19 protein-coding genes are annotated in these 21,884 nt (G+C 62.6%); 1 reads left to right on the top strand and 18 read right to left on the bottom strand.

Going from position 1 to position 21,884, the window contains the following annotated elements; translation table 11 throughout:
• Positions 1 to 468 precede the first annotated feature (468 nt).
• The 8 genes from rpoS to HU748_RS01125 form a co-directional block, all read right to left on the bottom strand.
• Entirely contained in the window at positions 469 to 1,476 is a 1,008-nt protein-coding gene (gene rpoS, locus HU748_RS01160) for an RNA polymerase sigma factor RpoS (RefSeq protein ID WP_054891052.1), read from the bottom strand.
• 109 nt (positions 1,477 to 1,585) lie between these two features.
• A complete protein-coding gene (locus HU748_RS01155; RefSeq protein ID WP_186667217.1) occupies positions 1,586 to 2,446 on the bottom strand; it encodes a peptidoglycan DD-metalloendopeptidase family protein in 861 nt (286 codons plus the stop codon).
• Positions 2,447 to 2,633: 187 nt separating this feature from the next.
• On the bottom strand, positions 2,634 to 3,272 hold the full coding sequence (locus HU748_RS01150; RefSeq protein ID WP_186667345.1) for a protein-L-isoaspartate(D-aspartate) O-methyltransferase: 639 nt from the start codon (positions 3,270 to 3,272) through the stop codon (positions 2,634 to 2,636).
• Positions 3,273 to 3,313: 41 nt separating this feature from the next.
• A complete protein-coding gene (surE, locus tag HU748_RS01145; protein WP_186667218.1) occupies positions 3,314 to 4,063 on the bottom strand; it encodes a 5'/3'-nucleotidase SurE in 750 nt (249 codons plus the stop codon).
• Entirely contained in the window at positions 4,051 to 5,109 is a 1,059-nt protein-coding gene (truD, locus tag HU748_RS01140; RefSeq protein ID WP_186709883.1) for a tRNA pseudouridine(13) synthase TruD, read from the bottom strand. The genes surE and truD overlap by 13 nt, the downstream gene beginning before the upstream one ends.
• Complete coding sequence (ispF, locus tag HU748_RS01135; RefSeq protein WP_054891057.1) at positions 5,106 to 5,579, bottom strand: 2-C-methyl-D-erythritol 2,4-cyclodiphosphate synthase; 474 nt, start codon at positions 5,577 to 5,579, stop codon at positions 5,106 to 5,108. Before ispF ends, truD begins: the two co-directional genes overlap by 4 nt.
• Positions 5,580 to 5,651: 72 nt before the next feature.
• The gene (gene fghA / locus HU748_RS01130) at positions 5,652 to 6,506 is read right to left on the bottom strand and encodes an S-formylglutathione hydrolase (protein WP_186667221.1); all 855 of its coding nucleotides are present in this window, start codon (positions 6,504 to 6,506) and stop codon (positions 5,652 to 5,654) included.
• A gap of 8 nt (positions 6,507 to 6,514) precedes the next feature.
• Positions 6,515 to 7,627 (bottom strand): S-(hydroxymethyl)glutathione dehydrogenase/class III alcohol dehydrogenase, encoded by a 1,113-nt coding sequence (locus tag HU748_RS01125; RefSeq protein ID WP_009686067.1) that lies wholly within the window; start codon positions 7,625 to 7,627, stop codon positions 6,515 to 6,517.
• A 106-nt stretch (positions 7,628 to 7,733) separates the two neighbouring features.
• On the opposite strand from HU748_RS01125, the gene HU748_RS01120 reads away from it, so the two are divergent.
• The gene (locus tag HU748_RS01120) at positions 7,734 to 8,630 is read left to right on the top strand and encodes a LysR substrate-binding domain-containing protein (RefSeq protein ID WP_186667222.1); all 897 of its coding nucleotides are present in this window, start codon (positions 7,734 to 7,736) and stop codon (positions 8,628 to 8,630) included.
• A 24-nt stretch (positions 8,631 to 8,654) separates the two neighbouring features.
• Here the strand turns inward: HU748_RS01120 and ispD are convergent, their stop codons facing one another.
• The 10 genes from ispD to lpxB all read right to left on the bottom strand — a co-directional run bounded on the left by ispD (position 8,655) and on the right by lpxB (position 21,884).
• The gene (gene ispD, locus HU748_RS01115) at positions 8,655 to 9,362 is read right to left on the bottom strand and encodes a 2-C-methyl-D-erythritol 4-phosphate cytidylyltransferase (protein WP_186718859.1); all 708 of its coding nucleotides are present in this window, start codon (positions 9,360 to 9,362) and stop codon (positions 8,655 to 8,657) included.
• The gene (gene ftsB / locus HU748_RS01110; RefSeq protein ID WP_054891061.1) at positions 9,359 to 9,640 is read right to left on the bottom strand and encodes a cell division protein FtsB; all 282 of its coding nucleotides are present in this window, start codon (positions 9,638 to 9,640) and stop codon (positions 9,359 to 9,361) included. The genes ispD and ftsB overlap by 4 nt, the downstream gene beginning before the upstream one ends.
• A 156-nt stretch (positions 9,641 to 9,796) precedes the next feature.
• Positions 9,797 to 11,086, bottom strand: a complete 1,290-nt coding sequence (eno, locus tag HU748_RS01105) for a phosphopyruvate hydratase (protein ID WP_186718857.1) — start codon at positions 11,084 to 11,086, stop codon at positions 9,797 to 9,799.
• Positions 11,087 to 11,239: 153 nt separating this feature from the next.
• Positions 11,240 to 12,085, bottom strand: a complete 846-nt coding sequence (gene kdsA, locus HU748_RS01100; protein ID WP_186667224.1) for a 3-deoxy-8-phosphooctulonate synthase — start codon at positions 12,083 to 12,085, stop codon at positions 11,240 to 11,242.
• A gap of 3 nt (positions 12,086 to 12,088) precedes the next feature.
• Complete coding sequence (locus HU748_RS01095) at positions 12,089 to 13,717, bottom strand: CTP synthase (protein ID WP_186667225.1); 1,629 nt, start codon at positions 13,715 to 13,717, stop codon at positions 12,089 to 12,091.
• Between the two features lie 269 nt (positions 13,718 to 13,986).
• Positions 13,987 to 15,282 (bottom strand): tRNA lysidine(34) synthetase TilS, encoded by a 1,296-nt coding sequence (tilS, locus tag HU748_RS01090; RefSeq protein ID WP_186718854.1) that lies wholly within the window; start codon positions 15,280 to 15,282, stop codon positions 13,987 to 13,989.
• Between the two features lie 181 nt (positions 15,283 to 15,463).
• On the bottom strand, positions 15,464 to 16,411 hold the full coding sequence (gene accA, locus HU748_RS01085; protein ID WP_186667227.1) for an acetyl-CoA carboxylase carboxyl transferase subunit alpha: 948 nt from the start codon (positions 16,409 to 16,411) through the stop codon (positions 15,464 to 15,466).
• A 105-nt stretch (positions 16,412 to 16,516) separates the two neighbouring features.
• Positions 16,517 to 20,041, bottom strand: coding sequence for a DNA polymerase III subunit alpha (gene dnaE, locus HU748_RS01080; RefSeq protein WP_186667228.1), 3,525 nt, complete (start codon positions 20,039 to 20,041; stop codon positions 16,517 to 16,519).
• 90 nt (positions 20,042 to 20,131) lie between these two features.
• A complete protein-coding gene (rnhB, locus tag HU748_RS01075; protein WP_186667229.1) occupies positions 20,132 to 20,755 on the bottom strand; it encodes a ribonuclease HII in 624 nt (207 codons plus the stop codon).
• Position 20,756: 1 nt separating this feature from the next.
• The gene (lpxB, locus tag HU748_RS01070) at positions 20,757 to 21,884 is read right to left on the bottom strand and encodes a lipid-A-disaccharide synthase (RefSeq protein WP_186718849.1); all 1,128 of its coding nucleotides are present in this window, start codon (positions 21,882 to 21,884) and stop codon (positions 20,757 to 20,759) included.

The raw sequence follows: 21,884 nt of genomic DNA, 5'->3' as shown, positions 1-21,884 counted from the left end.
TTGTGCCTGGCATTCGGGCTCATGCAAGCCCGGGCGAGGAGAAATCGTAGGCAAAAAAAAGGGGCGGTTTGACCCGCCCACATTTTTTCCGTAGTCCCTGCTTGTCCCATTCATCATCCTGATGAATCGCATCCTGCGATGTCCTTGGCGATCATCCTTGAAAGCCTGTGCCAGTCCGTCGGCACACTTCAGATACTAGCGATTTCCCCAGCGGGAGCAACCTACGCACCTAACAAGATGCTACAGCAGACACACTTACAAATATCTAAAAAAACCAATAATTTCAATGCTTTAAGAAAACATCATTACTGAAAAAGGCAATTGTTTACTCTTGTTGGTAGCGAAGGCTTACACCACGAGTAAGCGATCTCTTACACGCTAAGCAACAACGCTAGCAGGTTGAACTATTTCCCAGGCCATAAAAAATGCCCCGAGGTCGTCGGGGCATTCTGTATTGCGCATTCCGGCTTACTGGAACAGCGACTCGCTGGACAGGCCGTTCTTCTCCAGAATCTCACGCAGACGCTTGAGCCCTTCCACCTGAATTTGCCGTACCCGCTCACGGGTAAGGCCAATCTCCAAGCCAACATCCTCAAGCGTACTGCTCTCATGACCACGCAGGCCGAAGCGGCGAATCACCACCTCCCGCTGCTTGTCGGTCAGCTCGCCCAACCACTGGTCGATGCTCTGGGACAAGTCGTCGTCCTGAAGCAATTCACACGGATCGGTGGGGCGATCATCGGTAAGGGTGTCGAGCAGCGTCTTGTCCGAATCCGGGCCCAAGGATACGTCGACGGAGGAGACACGCTCGTTGAGCCCAAGCATGCGCTTGACCTCAGCTACCGGTTTTTCCAGCAGCCCGGCAATTTCTTCCGGGGACGGCTCATGGTCGAGCTTCTGGGTGAGCTCACGCGCGGCGCGCAGGTAGACGTTGAGCTCCTTGACCACGTGGATCGGCAGGCGAATGGTGCGGGTCTGGTTCATGATCGCCCGCTCGATGGTCTGGCGGATCCACCAGGTCGCATAGGTCGAGAAACGGAAGCCGCGCTCCGGGTCGAACTTCTCCACGGCACGAATCAGCCCCAGGTTGCCCTCCTCGATCAGATCGAGCAGCGACAGGCCACGATTGACGTAGCGGCGAGCGATCTTCACGACCAGGCGCAGGTTGCTCTCGATCATGCGTTTGCGGCCGGCCGGGTCGCCCTTCTGCGACAGGCGCGCGAAGTGCACTTCCTCTTCCGGGGAAAGCAGTGGCGAGAAACCGATTTCGTTGAGGTACAGCTGCGTGGCGTCGAGCGCACGGCTGTAGTCGATATACTTGTGCTGCTTGAGCGATGAGCCCGTTTTGGCCCTGGTCCGAACCGAAGGTACAGCAGGTTCGTCTGACACCACATCCGTTTCCAAAACGATACCTGTCTCCATCAGGAGGAGGTCATCGTCGATGTCAAACTCCGGCACTTCTTTGCTGAGAGCCATTGTTATAGTCCTTTGCTGAGTTCGAACCTCAGACTCTAGCGTCGCCTGATTCCCTGGCAGCGCTAAAGCCTGTCCCCTTTACGTCTTCAGGAACAGGCTGGTGCAACAATCAACGGCGTGGCAGGAACTGGAGTGGGTCGACGGGTTTGCCCTGGCGGCGAATCTCGAAGTGCAGCTTCACCCGATCAGTGCCCGTAGACCCCATTTCTGCGATCGTCTGCCCTGCCTTGACCTGCTGCCCCTCCCGAACCATAAGCCTGCGGTTGTGGCCGTAGGCACTGACGTAGGTATCATTGTGCTTGATGATGATGAGTTCGCCGTAGCCCCTCAAGCCACTCCCGGCGTAAACCACCGCACCATCAGATGCAGCAAAAACAGGCTGTCCCAAATCTCCGGCGATATCAATGCCTTTATTCAAACTACCGTTTGAAGCGAATTTTCCAATCAACACGCCGTTCGCCGGCCAAGTCCAACCCCCGACCGCGCGCTCTGCGGCCGGCACCTGGATGACGGTCGGAGCGGTCGTGGCAGGGGGAGGCGTTGCCGACTTGTCGCTATTTGTTGCTGGCGCGGTCTGCGTACCAACCGGGCGGCGAATGACCGTGGTTCTGCTCGATGACGAGGGACCGGACGACACTACAGTGGTGGTGCCCCCTGCGCCGCTGCTGAAACGAATCGGCTGGCCTGGGCGGATGGTGTAGGGCGGCGCGATACCATTGCGCGCGGCCAGCTCCTTGTAGTCCCAGCCGTAGCGGAAGGCGATGGAGAACAGGGTATCACCGGGTTTGACCACATACTGCCCCGAGGTCACGGTCGGACGCTTGGGAGCCGCGTTGTTGCGATCGACCACCCGAGCGCCACTGGAGCCGGTGCTGGAGCATCCCGCCAGCAAGGTTCCCATGGCCAGCGCAATCACCAGAAGCTTGAAACCCGACCGATCCTTGCGCTGCCGAATGATTGTGTGACCCACCCGCGCTCCCCTCATGGTGCCGAAATCTGGATATGACGATATGCAATATTGTTTCAATTATAACCGAGCCCGACCCGCTTGGGTGGCCCGTACGGGCTTGTCTATCTGGCGGGGTTCGCCTCACCCCGCCAGATAGACAAGCCCGTGGCGCAAGAATTCGCTATCAGCGCACATATTCCGTCGGCCCTCAGGCCAGCGGCCCGTTGAGCAGCGGCACGAAGCGTACGGCGCCCAGCACCCGGCGCGAGAAACCCTGCTCCTCACGAACGATCAGCAACAGTTGCTGTGCTTCGCCCGCCGCCCCTACCGGAATCACCATGCGTCCGCCGGGTGCCAACTGATCGAGCAAGGCCTGGGGGACTTCCGGCGCCACCGCGGTGACGATGATGCCGTTGTATGGCGCCAGCGCCGGCCAGCCTTCGCAACCGTCGCCCCAACGAAACACCACGTTACGCAGGTTGAGCTCGATCAGACGCTCCTTGGCACGATCCTGCAGCACCTTGATCCGCTCGACCGAAAACACACGCTCGACCAACTGCGCCAGGATGGCCGTCTGGTAACCAGAACCGGTGCCGATTTCCAGCACCTTGTCCAGCGGGCCGGCCTCCAGCAGCAGTTCGCTCATGTGCGCAACCATGAATGGCTGGGAAATCGTCTGGTTATGGCCGATTGGCAGCGCAGTATCTTCATACGCCCGATGGGCCAGGGCTTCATCGACGAACAGGTGGCGAGGGGTGCGCCGAATGGTCTCGAGCACCTTGCTGTTCGACACGCCCTCTTCATACAAGCGTTGGATCAGGCGCTCCCGGGTACGCTGGGAGGTCATGCCGATGCCGCCACGGCGCTGCAGATCATCCTGTTCGCGCATCAAAGCAGCCCCTCCAGCCAGCCATCGAGGCGCTCGAAGGCATCGTTGAAGGTGCGATCCAGTTGCAGCGGCGTGATCGATACATAGCCTTGCATCACTGCATGGAAGTCAGTGCCCGGGCCGCCGTCCTCGGCGTCACCGGCCACAGCGATCCAGTACCCTTCCTTGCCACGCGGATTGACGACCTTGGTCGGTGCGGCCGCACGTGCCCGGTGCCCCAGGCGGGTGAGGCGTATTCCGCGGATATGCTCCAGCGGCAGGTTGGGGATGTTGACGTTGAGCACGGTACGCGCCGGCAGTTCCAGACGCGACTGCGCCTCGACGAGGCGCCGGGCGATATGGGCGGCGGTCGGCAGGTTGTCCGGCAGGCGCGACAGCAATGAGAACGCCAGCGAAGTACCGCCGAGAAAGCGGCCTTCCAATGCAGCGGCGACCGTGCCGGAGTACAGCACGTCGTCACCCAGGTTGGCGCCCAGGTTGATTCCGGAGACGACCATATCGGGCGTTTCCGGCAAAAGGCCGTTGAGCCCCAGGTGCACGCAATCGGTGGGCGTGCCGTTGAGGCTGATGAAACCGTTGGCCAGCACCTGCGGGTGCAGGGGCCGGTCGAGCGTCAGCGAACTGCTGGCGCCGCTCTTGTCTTGATCCGGGGCGATCACCACGCACTTGGCATAGTCCTGCAGCGCACCGTGAAGCGCAGCGAGGCCGGGGGCGGTAACACCGTCGTCGTTGGAAATCAGAATACGCATGGGCTTTCCGTCTGCCCTGCCGGCACCAGATCCACAAGTTCGCGCACCACCACGGTGGCGAAGCATCCGGCCGGAAGGACGAATTCCAGTTGCAGGATATCAGGCTCGGGATAATGCCACGTCAGCCGCCCAATAGGGAGCCGCAGGATGCGCCGTTCGTGATCCAGTCCTGCCCTGCCCAGCCATTGGCAGAGTGCAGGATGGCGTTCGCCGACCGCCGTTTCCAGCGCCGCGGTCCCGCCCGCGCTCGACGGAAGGCCCGCGCCCCACATGGGGCCGGTGGGATGGAGGTCGAGAATTGTCAGTCGAGGATCGGAGCATTCCTGCTCGCCAGCCGGAAAGAAGCTACGGCTATCCGTGAAGGCCAGAAGATCGCCAACCTGCGCCTGGTTCCAGCTTCCGTCAGCCACTCGCGCGGCCAGTACCTGGTTGAACAGGTAGCTGCGCCCCGCAGACAGCAGCCGCGAACGCACATTGCGCTGCTCCGGCAGTGCCTCTCGGGCCGCCCAGTCGAGCGCATCGTGCACGTTCCCGCCGGCATGGCCGAAGCGCTGGGCACCGAAATAGTTCGGTACGCCCTGCACCTTGAGCTGTTCCAGACGGGCGTCCAGCGCCTGGTGATCGGCGCTCAGGCCCGTCAGTCGCAGGGTGAAGCCATTGGCCGAATGTGCGCCACGCTGCAGCTTGCGCTGGTGACGCACCTGTTTGAGCACGCGCAGGCTGTCGTCTTCGGCACGGGACAGGTCAGGATCGGCCTTGCCTGGCAGGTGCAGGCTGAACCACTGCCGGGTCAGGGCCTGACGGTCCTTCAGGCCGGCATAACTGATAGCACGAACCGGCACACCGGCCGCGCGCGCCAGGCGTCGGGCAGCTTCCTCGGTGTTCAGGTCGCGCTTCTCGACCCACAGCCACAGGTGTTCGCCTTGACCGGACAGGGGGATGTCGAGCACTTCATCGACCTGAAAATCATCGGCGACGGCCTTGAGCACGGCGCGGCCAAGGGCCTCGCCGCTGGCGCGCGGGCCCAACAGTTCCAGTTCGGTCATGCTGGCAGCAGCAGGGCGACCGCATGCACGGCGATGCCCTCCTCCCGACCAGTGAAGCCGAGCTTCTCCTCGGTGGTCGCCTTGACGTTGACCTGGTCGAGCTCGACCTGCAGGTCCTCGGCGATGAAACGACGCATGGTGTCGATGTGCGGCGCCATCTTCGGGGCCTGGGCGACGATGGTGGCGTCGACGTTGCCCACCTTCCAGCCCTTGGCCTGCACGACGGCCACCACATGACGCAGTAGCACGCGGCTGTCGGCGCCCTTGAACTGTGGATCGGTGTCAGGGAAATGCTTGCCGATATCGCCCAGCGCTGCTGCGCCAAGCAAGGCATCGCTCAGGGCGTGCAGCAGCACATCACCATCGGAATGGGCCAGCAGGCCGTATTTGTGGGGAATACGCACCCCGCCCAAGGTAATGAAATCACCGTCGGCGAAACGGTGCACATCGTAGCCGTGGCCAATACGCATAGAAAAACGCCCTGATTGAGTCAGGGCGTGATTCTACCTGCTTTGGCCGCTATTGGGGCCGCTCCTGCAACACTACACCCGCCCCAGCGCCACCGCGTGATGGCGCAGGTGCTCATCGATGAAGCTGGCAATGAAGTAGTAGCTATGGTCATACCCTGGCTGCAACCTCAGGGTCAGTTCATGCCCACCTTTGCGCGCCGCCTGCTCCAACGCTGCAGGCTTGAGCTGCTTGTCGAGGAAGTCGTCGCGATCGCCCTGGTCGACCAGCAGCGGCGGACACTGGCCAGCCGGGGTTTCGGCCAGCAGCACGCTGGCATCCCACTCACGCCAGCGCGCGCGGTCCTCACCCAGGTAGCGGGAGAAGGCTTTTTCACCCCACGGGCAATCCATCGGGTTGCTGATCGGCGAGAACGCAGACACCGATCGGTAGCGCCCCGGGTTGCGCAGGGCACAGACCAGCGCCCCATGCCCGCCCATCGAATGACCACTGATACTACGCTGATCGGACGCAGGGAAATGCGCCTCGATCAGCGCCGGTAGCTCCTGCACCACGTAGTCGTGCATGCGGTAATGCTGGGCCCAGGGCTGCTGGGTGGCGTTGAGGTAGAAGCCAGCGCCGAGCCCGAAATCCCAGGCGCCGTCCGGGTCCCCGGGCACCTGCTCGCCACGCGGGCTGGTGTCGGGCGCGACGATGATCAGGCCAAGCTCGGCGGCCAGGCGCTGGGCGCCGGCCTTCTGCATGAAGTTCTCGTCGGTGCAGGTCAGGCCGCTGAGCCAGTACAGCACCGGCAGTTTCTCGCCCTGCTCGGCTTGCGGTGGCAGGTAGACAGCGAACACCATGTCGCAGCCGAGCACCTTGGAGTGATGCTTGTAGCGCTTGTGCCAGCCGCCGAAGCTCTTCTGGCAGGAGATGTTGTCCAGGCTCATGGCAGACCTCAGAAGTGGATCACGCTGCGGATGCTTTTGCCTTCATGCATCAGATCGAAGGCCTTGTTGATGTCCTCCAGCCCCATGGTGTGGGTGATGAAGGTGTCCAGCGGGATCTCGCCCTTCTCGGACATTTCCACGTAGCTTGGCAGCTCGCTGCGGCCACGCACGCCGCCGAAGGCCGAACCGCGCCAGACCCGGCCGGTGACCAACTGGAACGGACGGGTGGCGATTTCCTGGCCGGCGCCGGCCACACCGATGATCACCGACTCACCCCAGCCCTTGTGGCAGCACTCGAGCGCCGCACGCATCAGTTGGACATTGCCGATGCACTCGAAGGAGAAGTCCACGCCGCCATCGGTGAGGTCGACGATCACTTCCTGGATCGGGCGATCGTAGTCCTTCGGGTTGATGCAGTCGGTAGCCCCCAACTGGCGGGCGATCTCGAACTTTGCCGGGTTGATGTCGATGGCGATGATACGCGAGGCCTTGGCCTTCACCGCGCCGATCACCGCCGACAGACCAATGCCGCCCAGGCCGAAAATGGCCACGGTGTCACCCGGTTTGACCTTGGCGGTGTTGAGTACCGCACCGATACCGGTGGTCACGCCGCAACCAAGCAGGCAGACCTTCTCCAGCGGCGCTTCCTTCTGGATCTTGGCCACGGAGATTTCCGGCAGGACGGTGTACTCGGAGAAGGTCGAAGTGCCCATGTAGTGGAACAACTGCTGCCCTTTGTAGCTGAAGCGCGTGGTGCCGTCAGGCATCAGACCCTTGCCCTGGGTGGCGCGGATGGCCTGGCACAGGTTGGTCTTGCCCGACAGGCAGAACTTGCACTTGCCGCATTCCGGGGTGTACAGCGGGATCACATGATCACCAACGGCCAGCGAAGTGACCCCCTCACCCACCGCCTCGACGATTGCCCCTCCCTCGTGACCGAGGATCGACGGGAAGATACCTTCCGGGTCCGCACCGGAGAGGGTGTAGGCATCGGTGTGGCAGACACCGCTGGCGACCACGCGCAGCAGTACCTCGCCTGCCTTGGGCATGGCCACGTCCACTTCGACGATTTCCAGGGGTTTCTTGGCCTCGAAGGCAACAGCGGCGCGGGACTTGATCATGGTGGTCTCCAAGCTAGGTATCAGTTAAGGCCACCAGTGTAATTCATGCTTTTTTGATGAATAATCCGAGCAAATGCAAAACATTATTGCCATGAAGGGATAATCAATGAGCAGTCGCTGGGAAGGAATCGACGAGTTCGTCGCCGTCGCCGAGTCGGGCCAGTTCACTGCGGCCGCCGAACGGCTGGGGGTTTCCTCATCGCATGTCAGCCGCCAGATCGCTCGCCTGGAGGAACGCCTGCAAACCCGCCTGCTGTACCGCAGCACTCGGCGCGTGACCCTGAGTGAAGCCGGGCAGACCTTCCTGCAGCACTGCCAGCGCCTGCAGGATGGCCGCGAAGAAGCGCTGCGCGCGATGGGGGACCTGGCCAGCGAACCCAAGGGCCTGCTGCGCATGACGTGCGCGGTGGCCTACGGCGAGCGTTTCATCGTGCCACTGGTGACACGCTTCATGGCGTTGTATCCACAGTTGCGCGTCGAGGTGGAGCTGAGCAACCGCACCCTGGACCTGCTGCACGAGGGCATGGACCTGGCCATTCGCCTGGGACGCCTCCAGGATTCACGCCTGGTGGCCACGCGCCTCGCACCGCGGCGCATGTACCTGTGCGCATCGCCGGCTTATCTGGAGCGTTACGGCAGACCGCACAGCCTGTCGGAACTGGCGCGGCACAATTGCCTGGTGGGCAGCTCGGACCTGTGGGTGTTGCAGCAGGATGGCCGCGAAATCAGCCAACGGGTACAAGGCAACTGGCGCTGCAACAGCGGCCAGGCGGTACTCGACGCGGCGCTGCAAGGAATGGGGTTGTGCCAGTTGCCGGATTACTACGTGCTCGAGCATCTGCATGCCGGGGCACTGGTGCCGCTGCTGGAGGCGCACCAGCCGCCGAACACCGCGGTGTGGGCGCTGTATCCACAGCAGCGGCATCTTTCACCGAAGGTGCGGCGGTTGGTCGACTACCTGAAGGATGGGTTGGCAGGATTGCCGGAGTATCAGCAAGGCTGAAGCGCTGCGCTTCTGCCGATGGCCTCAGCGCCGCCCAGCCCAGCGCTGACGCAACCACTCCAGGTCTTCCGGCCGGGTCACCTTGATGTTGTCGCTACGCCCTTCGATCAGACGCGGCGCATGCCCGGCCCATTCGATGGCAGAGGACTCATCGGTCACCGCCACATCCGCCACAAGGCACTCGGCCAGTGCCCGGTGCAGCATGCCAAGCCGAAACATCTGCGGCGTGTAGGCCTGCCAAACAGTGCTGCGGTCCACCGTGGAGCTGACCCGGCCAGTCGCGTCGGCACGCTTGAGGGTATCGCGTGCAGGCACCGCCAGCAGCCCCCCCACCGGATCGTCGGCCAGCTCCGACAGCAGTTTGTCCAGATCGCTACGCGCCAGGTTCGGCCGCGCAGCATCGTGCACCAGCACCCAGTCGTCGTCGGCCGCCCCTTGGGCGTGCAGCAGCAACAGGGCATTCAGTACCGAATCGGCACGCTCGCGCCCACCCGCTGCACGCTGGATGCGCGGATCGCTCGCACAGCGCAAGCCAGGCCAGTAGGGATCATCTTCGGCAACGCTGACCACCACGCCCTTGAGCGTGGGATGGTCGAGAAAACAGTCGAGGCTATGCTCGAGGATGGTCTGCCGGCCCAGTTGCAGATACTGCTTGGGGCGGTCGGCAGCCATGCGGGCACCAATGCCCGCGGCAGGAATCACGGCCCAGAAGGCCGGCTGTTCTTGGATCATTTCTGTGGCAACTGGTAGAGGGTTTCGCCCTCCTTGACCATTCCCAGTTCATGACGAGCCCGTTCTTCCACGGTCTCCATACCTTTCTTCAACTCCAGGACTTCAGCGTCGAGCACGCGATTGCGTTCCAGCAGCCGTTCGTTTTCGGCATGCTGGTCGGCGATCTGCTGTTGCAGCTCGGCCACTTGCGCCAGGCTGCCATTACCGACCCAGAGGCGATATTGCAGGCCTCCGAGCAACAACAGCAGGACGAGGAACAACCAATAGGGACTGCGCATGAAGATATCCAGGGTAAAAGGCCGCCGCAGCGAGCTTCCGATAGCACGAAGCCTGGCCGAGGCCAGGCTTCGTCGACAGAAACCCGTTTGAAGGCGCTGAACACTCAGTAAGAACGTTCAGACAGCCCCGGCTGCTGCCTTTTTACCATCTCTTGCTCAGCCGCGAAACTCGGCACGGCCACGGTAGACGGCCTTGGCACCCAGCTGCTCTTCGATACGCAGCAGTTGGTTGTACTTCGAGACGCGGTCGGAACGGCACAGCGAACCGGTCTTGATCTGGCCTGCGGCGGTACCGACAGCCAGGTCGGCGATGGTCGAATCTTCGGTTTCACCGGAACGGTGCGAAATGACCGCAGTGTAACCAGCGGCCTTGGCCATCTGGATGGCTTCCAGGGTTTCGGTCAGCGAGCCGATCTGGTTGAACTTGATCAGGATCGAGTTGCCGATGCCTTTCTCGATGCCTTCCTTGAGGATCTTGGTGTTGGTCACGAACAGGTCGTCACCGACCAGCTGTACCTTGGCACCGATCTTGTCGGTCAGGATCTTCCAGCCAGCCCAGTCGGACTCGTCCAGGCCGTCTTCGATCGAGATGATCGGGAAGCGCTCGGTCAGGCCTTTCAGGTAGTCGGCAAAACCTTCGGCATCGAACGACTTGCCTTCGCCGGACAGGTTGTACTTGCCGTCTTCGTAGAACTCGGAAGCCGCGCAGTCCAGGGCCAGGGTGACGTCGGTGCCCAGCTTGTAGCCGGCTTTCTCGACCGCTTCGGCGATGGCCGCCAGGGCATCTTCGTTGGAGGCCAGGTTCGGGGCGAAGCCACCTTCGTCACCCACGGCAGTGTTCAGGCCGCGGGCCTTCAGAACAGCCTTGAGGTGGTGGAAGATCTCGGTGCCCATGCGCAGGCCGTCGGAGAAGGTCTTGGCGCCTACCGGCTGGACCATGAACTCCTGGATGTCGACGTTGTTATCGGCGTGCTCGCCGCCGTTGATGATGTTCATCATCGGGACCGGCATCGAGTACTGGCCAGGGGTGCCGTTGAGGTTGGCGATGTGCGCGTACAGCGGCAGGTCCTGGTCCTGGGCAGCGGCCTTGGCAGCAGCCAGGGACACAGCGAGGATGGCGTTGGCGCCCAGCTTGGCCTTGTTCTCGGTACCGTCCAGTTCGATCATGGCGCGGTCGAGTGCTTTCTGGTCGGAAGGATCCTTGCCCAGCAGCAGGTCACGGATCGGACCATTGATGTTGCCGACGGCCTTCAGCACGCCCTTGCCCAGGTAACGGCTCTTGTCGCCATCACGCAGCTCCAGCGCTTCGCGCGAGCCAGTGGAAGCACCAGACGGCGCGCAAGCGCTGCCAATGATGCCGTTGTCGAGCAGCACATTGGCTTCCACGGTGGGGTTGCCACGCGAATCGAGAACTTCACGACCTTTGATGTCGACGATCTTTGCCATTGTTGTAAGCACTCCAGAATTGACGAAAACAACGCAGCTTTGGGAATTCTTGCCGTTCACCAGGCGACATGGCACGGGCAGGCCTGGCGAAGGGAGCCCCTGACCGGCAGGCCAGGGGGTGGAACGGGCGGTACTTTACCCGAGAAATGAGCTTTACGCGGTCTCTACCGTCGGAAAACTTTTCACCAGATCGTCCAGTTGCTTGAGCTGCGCCAGGAACGGTTCCAGCTTGTCCAGGCGCAGGGCGCACGGGCCATCGCACTTGGCGTTGTCCGGGTCCGGGTGAGCCTCGAGGAACAGGCCAGCCAGGCCCTGGCTCATGCCCGCCTTGGCCAGGTCGGTGACCTGGGCACGGCGACCACCAGCGGAGTCGGCACGGCCGCCAGGCGTCTGCAGCGAGTGGGTGACGTCGAAGAACACCGGGTACTCGAACTGCTTCATGATGCCGAAGCCGAGCATGTCGACCACCAGGTTGTTGTAGCCGAAGCTCGAGCCACGCTCGCAGAGAATGAGCTGGTCGTTACCGGCCTCGACGCACTTGGCGAGGATGTGCTTCATCTCGTGCGGGGCGAGGAACTGGGCCTTCTTGATGTTGATCACCGCGCCGGTCCTGGCCATGGCCACCACCAGGTCGGTCTGGCGCGAGAGAAACGCCGGCAGCTGGATGATGTCGCAGACCTTGGCCACCGGCTCGCACTGGTAAGGCTCGTGCACATCGGTGATCACCGGTACGTTGAAGGTACGCTTGATCTCCTCGAAGATCTTCAGCCCCTCTTCCATGCCCGGACCGCGGTACGAAGCGACCGACGAACGGTTGGCCTTGTCGAAGCTGGCCTTGAACACGTACGGGATGCCGAGTTTCTCGGTCACCCGCACGTACTCCTCGCAGACCTTCAGGGCCAGGTCACGGGACTCCAGGACGTTCATGCCGCCGAACAGGACGAACGGCTTGTCGTTGGCGATCTCGATGTTACCGACGCGAATGATCTTCTGGGTCATGGATCAGGCCTTGTTCTTCTGTGCCAGGGCTGCCTTGACGAAACCGCTGAACAGCGGGTGGCCGTCACGAGGCGTGGAGGTGAACTCCGGGTGGAACTGGCAGGCGACGAACCATGGGTGATCCTTCGACTCGACCACTTCGACCAGCGCGCCATCTTCGGAACGACCCGAAACCACCAGGCCGGCGTCGATCAGTTGCGGCAGCAGGTTGTTGTTCACTTCGTAGCGGTGACGGTGACGCTCGGTGATCACGTCGCTGCCGTAGCAGTCGTGAACCTTGGAGCCGGCGATCAGCTGGCAGTCCTGCGCGCCCAGGCGCATGGTGCCGCCCAGGTCGGAAGCTTCGGTACGGGTTTCGACGGCACCGGTGGCATCGGACCATTCGGTGATCAGGCCGACCACCGGGTGGCCGCTGTTGCGGTCGAACTCGGTGGAGTTGGCGTCTTTCCAGCCCATGACGTTACGGGCGAATTCGATCACCGCGACCTGCATGCCCAGGCAGATGCCCAGGTATGGAACCTTGTTCTCACGGGCGAACTGCACAGCCTTGATCTTGCCTTCCACGCCGCGCAGACCGAAGCCGCCCGGCACCAGGATGGCGTCGGCGCCTTCGAGCAGGCCGGTGCCCTGGTTCTCGATGTCTTCGGAATCGATGTAGCGCAGGTTGACCTTGGTGCGGTTGGTGATGCCGGCGTGGCTCATCGCTTCGATCAGCGACTTGTACGCATCCAGCAGCTCCATGTACTTGCCGACCATGGCGATGGTGACTTCATGCTCGGGGTTGAGCTTGGCATCGACGACCTTGTCCCACTCGGACAGGTCGGCGCCATTGCACTGCAGGCCGAAGCGCTCGACGACGAAGTCGTCCAGGCCCTGTGCGTGCAGCACGCCCGGGATCTTGTAGATGGTGTCGACGTCTTCCAGCGAAATCACCGCACGCTCTTCGACGTTGGTGAACAGGGCGATCTTGCGGCGCGACGAGGCATCGACCGGGTGGTCGGAGCGGCAGATCAGCACATCTGGCTGCAGGCCGATGGAGCGCAGCTCCTTGACCGAGTGCTGAGTAGGCTTGGTCTTGGTTTCACCAGCGGTGGCGATGTACGGCACCAGCGTCAGGTGCATCAGCATGGCGCGCTTGGAGCCTACTTCGACACGCAACTGACGGATGGCTTCGAGGAATGGCTGCGACTCGATGTCGCCCACGGTGCCACCGATCTCGACCAGAGCCACGTCGGCATCGCCGGCGCCCTTGATGATGCGACGCTTGATCTCGTCGGTGATGTGCGGGATGACCTGGATGGTCGCACCCAGGTAGTCGCCACGGCGCTCCTTGCGCAGCACGTGCTCGTAGATGCGGCCGGTGGTGAAGTTGTTGTTCTGGGTCATCGTGGTGCGGATGAACCGCTCGTAGTGGCCCAGGTCAAGGTCGGTCTCGGCACCGTCGTGGGTGACGAACACTTCACCGTGCTGGAACGGGCTCATGGTACCCGGATCGACGTTGATGTACGGGTCCAGCTTGAGCATGGTGACCTTGAGCCCCCGCGCTTCCAGGATGGCCGCCAGGGAAGCCGAGGCAATGCCTTTCCCCAATGAAGAAACAACACCGCCCGTGACGAATATGTAGCGCGTCATGAAAAACCCTAGAAGTCTGCGTTAAGGCGGCCAGCGCCGCCGGAGAAAGCGAAGGAAGGCCGAAGCCCCCGATCACCTGCGTCAATCACAGTGCATCTCGAACAACTGCCGCGTCTGTACAGACCGGGGGTATCCCCAGTGTGGAGCTCGCTCGTCATTTTAAGAATCAGCCCAGCAAAAAACTGCTTGGTAATCGGCAACTCCTGTGTTTTCGAGGAACCCACAGAAGCTGTATCAAGAAGGGAGGGTAGTCTACCGGAATGTACCCTTCAGCTCAAACCTTGCACGTTCGTCGGCGGCTGCCACTGCAGTTGCCAGTCGGTCTGCCCCAGCTCCGGCAGGTTGGCCACCGCCAGCAGGCGCTCGCCCTGCCACAGCAGCGGCAGGCGATGACGGATGAAATGCGGCACGTGACACTCGTTGAGCAGGCGCTTGAGGTCGCGGTGGCCGCGCCCTGGAATATCGAGCACTTCGCCGCCCTGGCGATAGGCGACATGCAGGCCAGGTCCGGGAATGGCACCTACCACTTGCACGCTGCCATTGCCGGGTAGTGAGAGAGACTGGCTCGGGTCTGGCCAAGGCGCCCCACCCTGCGGCGCCTGCAGCCAATCGCCGCTCAACCACCACAACCGCCCATGACTGCGCTGCAGTTCACCATCGGTCAAGCGCCAGAGCGGCTGGGCATCGGCGGCGGCATCACGCAGGTTGTCCCAGCCGGCCCAATGGCGGCTATCGGGTAGACGTGTACGACTGCTCAGCCAGTACTGCAGGGCGTTCCGCTGGCGCGCCGGCGAGAGCGCCGCCAGCACTCCCATGTCCAGCGAGTCCAGGCACTGCCAAGGCGCTATTGCGCCAGGGCTTGCGGCAGCGATGTCGGTGGCGGCGAGTTCGTCCAGCAGCGCCAGGGCCTCGCCCAGGTGCGCGGCGCTGCGCGCCAGGCTCTGGCTCGCTTGCGGCCAGCGCTGGTGCAGCAGCGGGAACACGTCGGCGCGCAGGAAATTGCGGGCGAAGCGGGTATCGGTGTTGGACGGGTCTTCGATCCATCTCAGCCCCGATGCCTGGGCATACCGCTGCAACTGATCCCGCGTCAGATCGAGCAATGGCCTGACCAGCCGCCCCTGCCCAAGCGGACGAGATGCGGGCATCGCCGCCAGGCCGCGCAGGCCGGCACCGCGCAACAGGCGAAACAGCAGGGTCTCGGCCTGGTCATCGCGGTGCTGGCCGGTGAACAGCACTTCGCCCGGCTGCAGAACCTCGGCGAACGCGTCGTATCGCGCCGTGCGGGCGGCTTGCTCGAGGCTGGCGCCTGAAGGCACCTCGACATGAATGACATCGAGCGCAATGCCCAGGCTGTCGCAGACATGGCGACAGTGATCCGGCCAGGCGTCGGCAGCGGCTTGCAGGCCATGGTGAATGTGCAGGGCACGCACCGGTGGACTGTCGTGTTGCCGGGCGTGACTGGCGAGGAGGTGCAGCAGGACAGTGGAGTCGAGGCCGCCGGAGAAGGCAACGTACCAGGTGGGGGCCTGCTGCCAGGGGAGCAGCTTGGGGGTGAGGTCAAGCATCAGGCCCTCACAGGACTTGGAATTACCGGAGCCGCTCGCGCCCCATTCGCGGGCAAGCCCGCTCCCACAGGGAGATTGGGCTGGCCTTTAGATGTTGAACAAGACAGTTGCTCCCAAATAGCATCGTTGCTTTTGTGGGAGCGGGCTTGCCCGCGAACAGGGCGCAAAGCGCCCCTGCCAATCAGAGACCGTAGCTCATCAGGCGATCGTAGCGACGCTTGAGCAGAGTATCGTTGTCGAGCTTGCCCAGCATGTCGAGCTGCTCGAGCAGGTCGGCACGGATGCTGGCCGACATCTTGGCCGGATCGCGGTGAGCGCCGCCCAGTGGCTCGCTGATCACCTTGTCGACGATGTTCAGGCTCTTCAAGCGCTCAGCGGTGATGCCCATTGCTTCGGCAGCGTCCGGCGCCTTGTCGGAGGTCTTCCACAGGATCGAGGCGCAACCTTCCGGCGAGATCACCGAGTAGGTGGAGTATTGCAGCATGTTCAGTTGGTCGCACACACCGATGGCCAGTGCGCCGCCCGAACCACCTTCACCAATCACGGTGGCGATGATCGGGGTTTTCAGGCGCGCCATGACGCGCAGGTTCCAGGCGATGGCCTCACTCTGGTTGCGCTCTTCGGCGTCGATGCCCGGGTAGGCGCCTGGGGTATCGATGAAGGTCAGGATCGGCATCTTGAAGCGCTCGGCCATCTCCATCAGGCGGCAGGCCTTGCGGTAGCCTTCAGGACGCGGCATGCCGAAGTTGCGACGGACCTTCTCACGCACTTCGCGGCCCTTCTGGTGACCGATGACCATCACCGGCTTGCCGTCCAGGCGCGCGGTACCGCCAACGATCGCGGCGTCGTCGGAAAAATGACGGTCGCCGTGCAGTTCTTCGAACTCGGTGAAGATGTGATCGAGGTAGTCCAGCGTGTACGGACGACGCGGGTGGCGTGCCAGGCGGGCGATCTGCCAGCTGGTCAGGTTGCCGAAGATGCTTTCGGTCAGGGCACTGCTCTTGTCTTGCAGACGGGCAATTTCATCGCTGATGTTCAGCGAGTTGTCGTTACCAACCAGGCGCAGCTCTTCGATCTTGGCTTGCAGGTCGGCAATCGGCTGTTCGAAATCGAGAAAATTCGGGTTCATAGGCATCCGTCTTGGGTCTACGGCCAGGCGGCCGGCCGGTTGATCCGTTTGGCGCCATACCTTACGGGATCTGGCGCATTCAGGTCGAGATTAAAATTCGTCGTTTCAACGGTATTGCAGGAAGACGTTCTCACGTCCGAACTGGTCACGCAGCGCCTGAATCAGGCCATCGGCGGGATCGATCGACCACTCGTCGCCGAACTGCAGCATGGCCTTGGCATCGCTGCCGGTGTACTCCAGCGTGATCGGGCAACCGCCGCGATGACGGGTGATCAGCTCGCCCAGCCAGGCCAGGCGATCTCCCTTGAGTGCTTCGTGGGCGATCTTCAGGCGCAGGCTTTCGGCCAGCTTGGTGCGGGCGTCCTCCATGGTCATCACCTGCTTGACGCGCAGGCGCAGGCCGCCGGAGAAGTCGTCGTTGCTGACCTCGCCTTCGACCACCACCATCGCGTCGGTCTGCAGCAGCGCCTGGGCCGCCATGAAGGCATCGGCGAACAGCGAGGCCTCGATACGACCGGAGCGGTCGTCGAGGGTGACGAAGCCCATTTTGTCACCCTTCTTGTTCTTCATCACCCGCAGGGCAATGATCATCCCCGCGATGGTCTGGGTCTCGCGTGAAGGCTTGAGGTCAACGATGCGCTGGCGAGCGAAACGGCGGATCTCGGTTTCGTACTCATCGATTGGGTGACCGGTGAGATATAGCCCGAGGGTATCCTTTTCGCCTTTCAGGCGCTCCTTGAGCGTGAGCTCGCGGACCTTGTGGTGGTTGGCATAGACATCGGAATCCTCTTCGACGAACAGCCCACCGAACAGGTCGATATGGCCGCTGTCAGCGGTGCGAGCGGTCTGCTCGGCCGACTTGATCGCCTCTTCGAGCGCCGACAGCAACACCGCGCGGTTGCGGTCGATGTTGGCCTGGTAGGCCTTGATCTCGTCGTGGAAGTGCGGCCCCAACCGGTCCAATGCACCGCTGCGGATCAGGGCATCGAGGGTGCGCTTGTTGATGCGCTTGAGGTCGACGCGCTCGCAGAAGTCGAACAGGTCCTTGAACGGGCCGCCTTCGGCGCGCGCCTCGACGATCGCCTCCACCGGGCCTTCACCCACCCCCTTGATCGCACCCAGGCCATAGACGATACGACCGTCGTCGTTGACGGTGAACTTGAAGTCGGAGAAGTTCACGTCCGGCGCATCGAGGCGTAGCTTCATGCTGCGCACTTCCTCGACCAGCACCACCACCTTGTCGGTGTTGTGCATATCCGCCGACAATACCGCAGCCATGAACGGCGCCGGGTAGTGGGTCTTGAGCCAGGCGGTCTGGTACGAGACCAGGCCATAGGCTGCGGAGTGAGACTTGTTGAAGCCGTAACCGGCAAACTTCTCTACCAGGTCGAAGATGTTACCGGCAAGGTCTGCATCGATGTTATTGGCCACGCAACCTTCGATGAAACCGCCGCGTTGCTTGGCCATTTCCTCTGGCTTCTTCTTGCCCATGGCCCGACGCAGCATATCGGCGCCACCCAGGGTGTAGCCGGCCATCACCTGGGCGATCTGCATCACCTGTTCCTGATACAGGATGATGCCGTAGGTGGGGGCCAGTACCGGCTTGAGGCCCTCGTACTGGTAATCGGAGTGCGGATAGGCCAGCTCCGCGCGGCCGTGCTTGCGGTTGATGAAGTCGTCCACCATGCCCGACTGCAGCGGGCCGGGGCGGAACAACGCCACCAGTGCGATGAGGTCTTCCAGGCAGTCGGGCTTGAGCTTCTTGATCAGCTCTTTCATGCCGCGCGATTCAAGCTGGAACACCGCCGTGGTCTCGGCCTTCTGCAACAGCTCGTAGGTCTTGCGGTCGTCCAGCGGGATGAAGTCGATGTTGACGTCGGGCAGGTCTTTCTTTTTCTGCTCGCGGTTGATGATCTCCATCGCCCACTTGATGATCGTCAGCGTCCGCAAGCCGAGGAAGTCGAACTTCACCAGGCCCGCAGCCTCGACGTCGTCCTTGTCGAACTGAGTCACCAGGCCGCCGCCCTCTTCGTCACAGGCGATCGGCGAGAAATCGGTGAGTTTGGTCGGCGCGATCACCACACCACCGGCGTGCTTACCGGTACCGCGAGTGACCCCCTCGAGCTTGAGCGCCATGTCCCAGATCTCGCGAGCGTCTTCATCGCCCTTGAGGAAGTCGCGCAGGATCTCTTCCTGCTCGTAGGCCTTCTCCAGGGTCATGCCCACTTCGAACGGGATCATTTTCGACAAGCGGTCGGCCAGGCCGTAGGACTTGCCCTGCACACGCGCCACGTCACGCACCACCGCCTTCGCGGCCATGGTGCCGAAGGTGATGATCTGGCTGACCGCATTGCGCCCATAGGCCTCGGCCACGTAGTCGATCACCCGGTCGCGACCATCCATGCAGAAGTCGACGTCGAAGTCGGGCATGGAAATACGTTCGGGGTTGAGGAAGCGCTCGAACAGCAGGTCATAAGCCAGCGGGTCGAGGTCGGTGATCTTCAGCACGTAGGCCACCAACGAACCCGCCCCCGAACCCCGGCCCGGCCCCACCGGCACGTCGTTGTTCTTGGCCCACTTGATGAAGTCCATAACGATCAGGAAGTAACCGGGGAAGCCCATCTGGATGATGATATCCAGCTCGAACTTCAGGCGGTCCAGGTAGACCTGACGTTTCTCTTCGTAATTGGGCGTGGTCTCTTTCGGCCAGAGCACGGCCAGACGTTCTTCCAGGCCCTCGTGGGAGACGTGGCGCAGGTAATCGTCGATGCTCATGCCGTTGGGCGTCGGGAAATCGGGGAGGAAGTACTTGCCCAACTGCACCGTGATGTTGCAACGCTTGGCGATCTCGACAGTGTTGGCGATCGCGTCCGGCAGGTCGCTGAACAGCTCGGCCATCTCCTCGGCCGACTTCAGGTACTGCTGATCGCTGTAGCCGCGCGGGCGCCGCGGGTCGTCCAGGGTCCAGCCCTCGCCGATGCAGACGCGGGTCTCGTGGGCGTCGAAGTCGGTCTGTTTGATGAAGCGTACATCGTTGGTCGCCACCAGCGGCGCGCCGACCTTGTCGGCGAGGGCCACGGCAGCGTGCAGGTATTCTTCGTCGCCTGCGCGATTGGTGCGCTGCACTTCTACATAGAAGCGCTCCGGCAGCATCTGCATCCAGTCGCGTAGCAAGGCCTCGGCCTCGTCGCTGCGACCGGAGAGCAGCGCCATGCCGATATCGCCCTCGCGCGCCGCAGACAAGCCAATCAGGCCCTCGCTGGCGGGCGCGATCCATTCACGCTGGATGATCACCAGGCCGTTGCGCTGGCCTTCGGTCCAGCCCTTGGAGATCAACTCGGTGAGGTTGCGATAGCCCCGGGGGTTCATGGCCAGGAAGCAGATACGCGACAGCGGTGCCTCCGGATCGGCACCGGCCAGCCACAGGTCGGCGCCGCAGATCGGCTTGATCCCTGCGCCCATGGCGGTCTTGTAGAACTTCACCAGCGAGCACATGTTGCTCTGGTCGGTGATCGCCACCGCCGGCATGTTCATTCCGGCCAGGGCCTTGGCCAGCGGCTTGATCCGCACCAGACCATCGACCAGGGAGAACTCGGAGTGCACACGGAGGTGAACGAAGGAGACCGACATTGAAGATCCTGTGGCAATGCTGAACGACAAGGGCAGGATTGTAGCGTAATTAGCCGGAATGTTTTGGGGCCGCATAGCGGCCCCGACAGATCAGATCAGCGTACTGGCACGCCCTTCAAGGACTTCCCAGGCGGCCCTCACCGGTGCGAACGAGCGCCGATGAATGGGCGTAGGCCCCAGCCGCGCGAGAGCTTCGAGGTGCAACGGCGTCGGGTAGCCTTTGTGCCCGCCGATGCCATAACCCGGGTAGATCAGCTCGAACGCGCTCATCTCGCGATCACGCGTGACCTTAGCCAGGATCGAAGCAGCGGCGATGGCTGGCACCTGGGAATCCCCCTTGACCACCGGCGCAGCTGGCACCGACAGTTTCGGGCAGCGGTTGCCATCGATCAACGCCAGTTTCGGCGTGACGCTCAACCCTTCCACCGCACGCTGCATGGCCAGCATGGTGGCCTGCAGGATGTTCAGTTGGTCGATCTCACCGACCGTGGCACGAGCGATGCAAAAGGCCAGTGCCTTTTCGCAGATTTCGTCGAACAGCAACTCACGACGTGCCTCGGTGAGCTTCTTCGAGTCGTTCAGGCCAAGGATTGGCCGCTGCGGATCGAGGATCACCGCTGCCGTGACCACGTCTCCGCACAGCGGGCCACGCCCGACTTCGTCTACACCCGCGACCAGGTCTTCGACCAGGTTGAAATCAAGTCCCATCTGCATGTCATCGATCCTTCAGCAGGCCCAGCACTGCGTCGGCAGCCTGGTTGGACGCATCACGGCGCAAGGTGCGGTGAATCTGGTCGAAGCCTTCGGTCTGCTCATTGCCCTGCGTCACCAACGGTGCCAGCGTGGCCGCCAAAGCGTCAGGCGTTGCGGCGTCCTGCAGCAGCTCAGGGACTAGCAGGCGCTGGGCAAGCAGATTGGGCAGCGACACATAGGGACTCTTGACCATGCGCTTGAGAATCCAGAAGGTCAGCGGCGCAAGGCGATAGGCGACCACCATGGGGCGCTTGTACAGCAAAGCTTCGAGCGTGGCAGTACCCGAGGCAATCAGGACCGCATCGCAGGCCGCCAACGCCTGGTGCGATTGCCCATCGAGCAAGGTCAATGGGAGCTCGCGCCCCTGCAGCATCTGTTCGATCTGGGCACGTCGTGCAGGATTGGCGCAGGGCGACACGAAACGCACACCCGGCACCAGGGTTTGCAGACGTTTGGCGGTCTCGAGGAACAACTCGCCGAGCCGCCCCACTTCGCCACCACGACTACCCGGCATCAAGGCTACCAGCGGCCCTTCGCCCAGCCCCAGCGCTGCGCGCGCGGCAGTGCGATCGGCCTCGAGCGGGATGGTATCGGCCAGCGGATGGCCGACAAAACGTACCGGCACACCCTTTTCTTCGTAGAATTTCGCCTCGAAGGGGAACAGCGTCAGCATCAGGTCGCAACCTTCACGAATCTTCAGCACACGCTTCTGCCGCCACGCCCAGACCGATGGACTGACGTAATGCACGGTCTTGATCCCGGCCTGACGCAGCTTCAGTTCGATATTGAGGGTGAAATCCGGTGCGTCGATGCCGATGAACACGTCGGGCTTCTCGCCGATCAGTGTCTGGATCAGGTCCTTGCGCCGCTTGAGCAGCTCGCGCAGGCGCCCCAGGACTTCGACCAGCCCCATGACCGCCAGGCGTTCCATGGGGAAATACGACTGCAGCCCTTCGGCTTCCATCAACGGGCCGCCGACACCAATGAAACGCACATCGGGATGACGCGCCTTGAGCGCGCGCATCAGGCCGGAGCCGAGGATGTCGCCGCTGGCCTCACCGGCGACCAGCGCTACGCAAAGCGACGCCAT

The organism is Pseudomonas sp. RW3S2 (genome assembly GCF_014268955.1).
GTDB lineage: Bacteria > Pseudomonadota > Gammaproteobacteria > Pseudomonadales > Pseudomonadaceae > Aquipseudomonas > Aquipseudomonas wayambapalatensis.
Note: the sequence above shows the minus strand (reverse complement) of the source record. Positions and strands in the feature narration are given on the sequence as shown.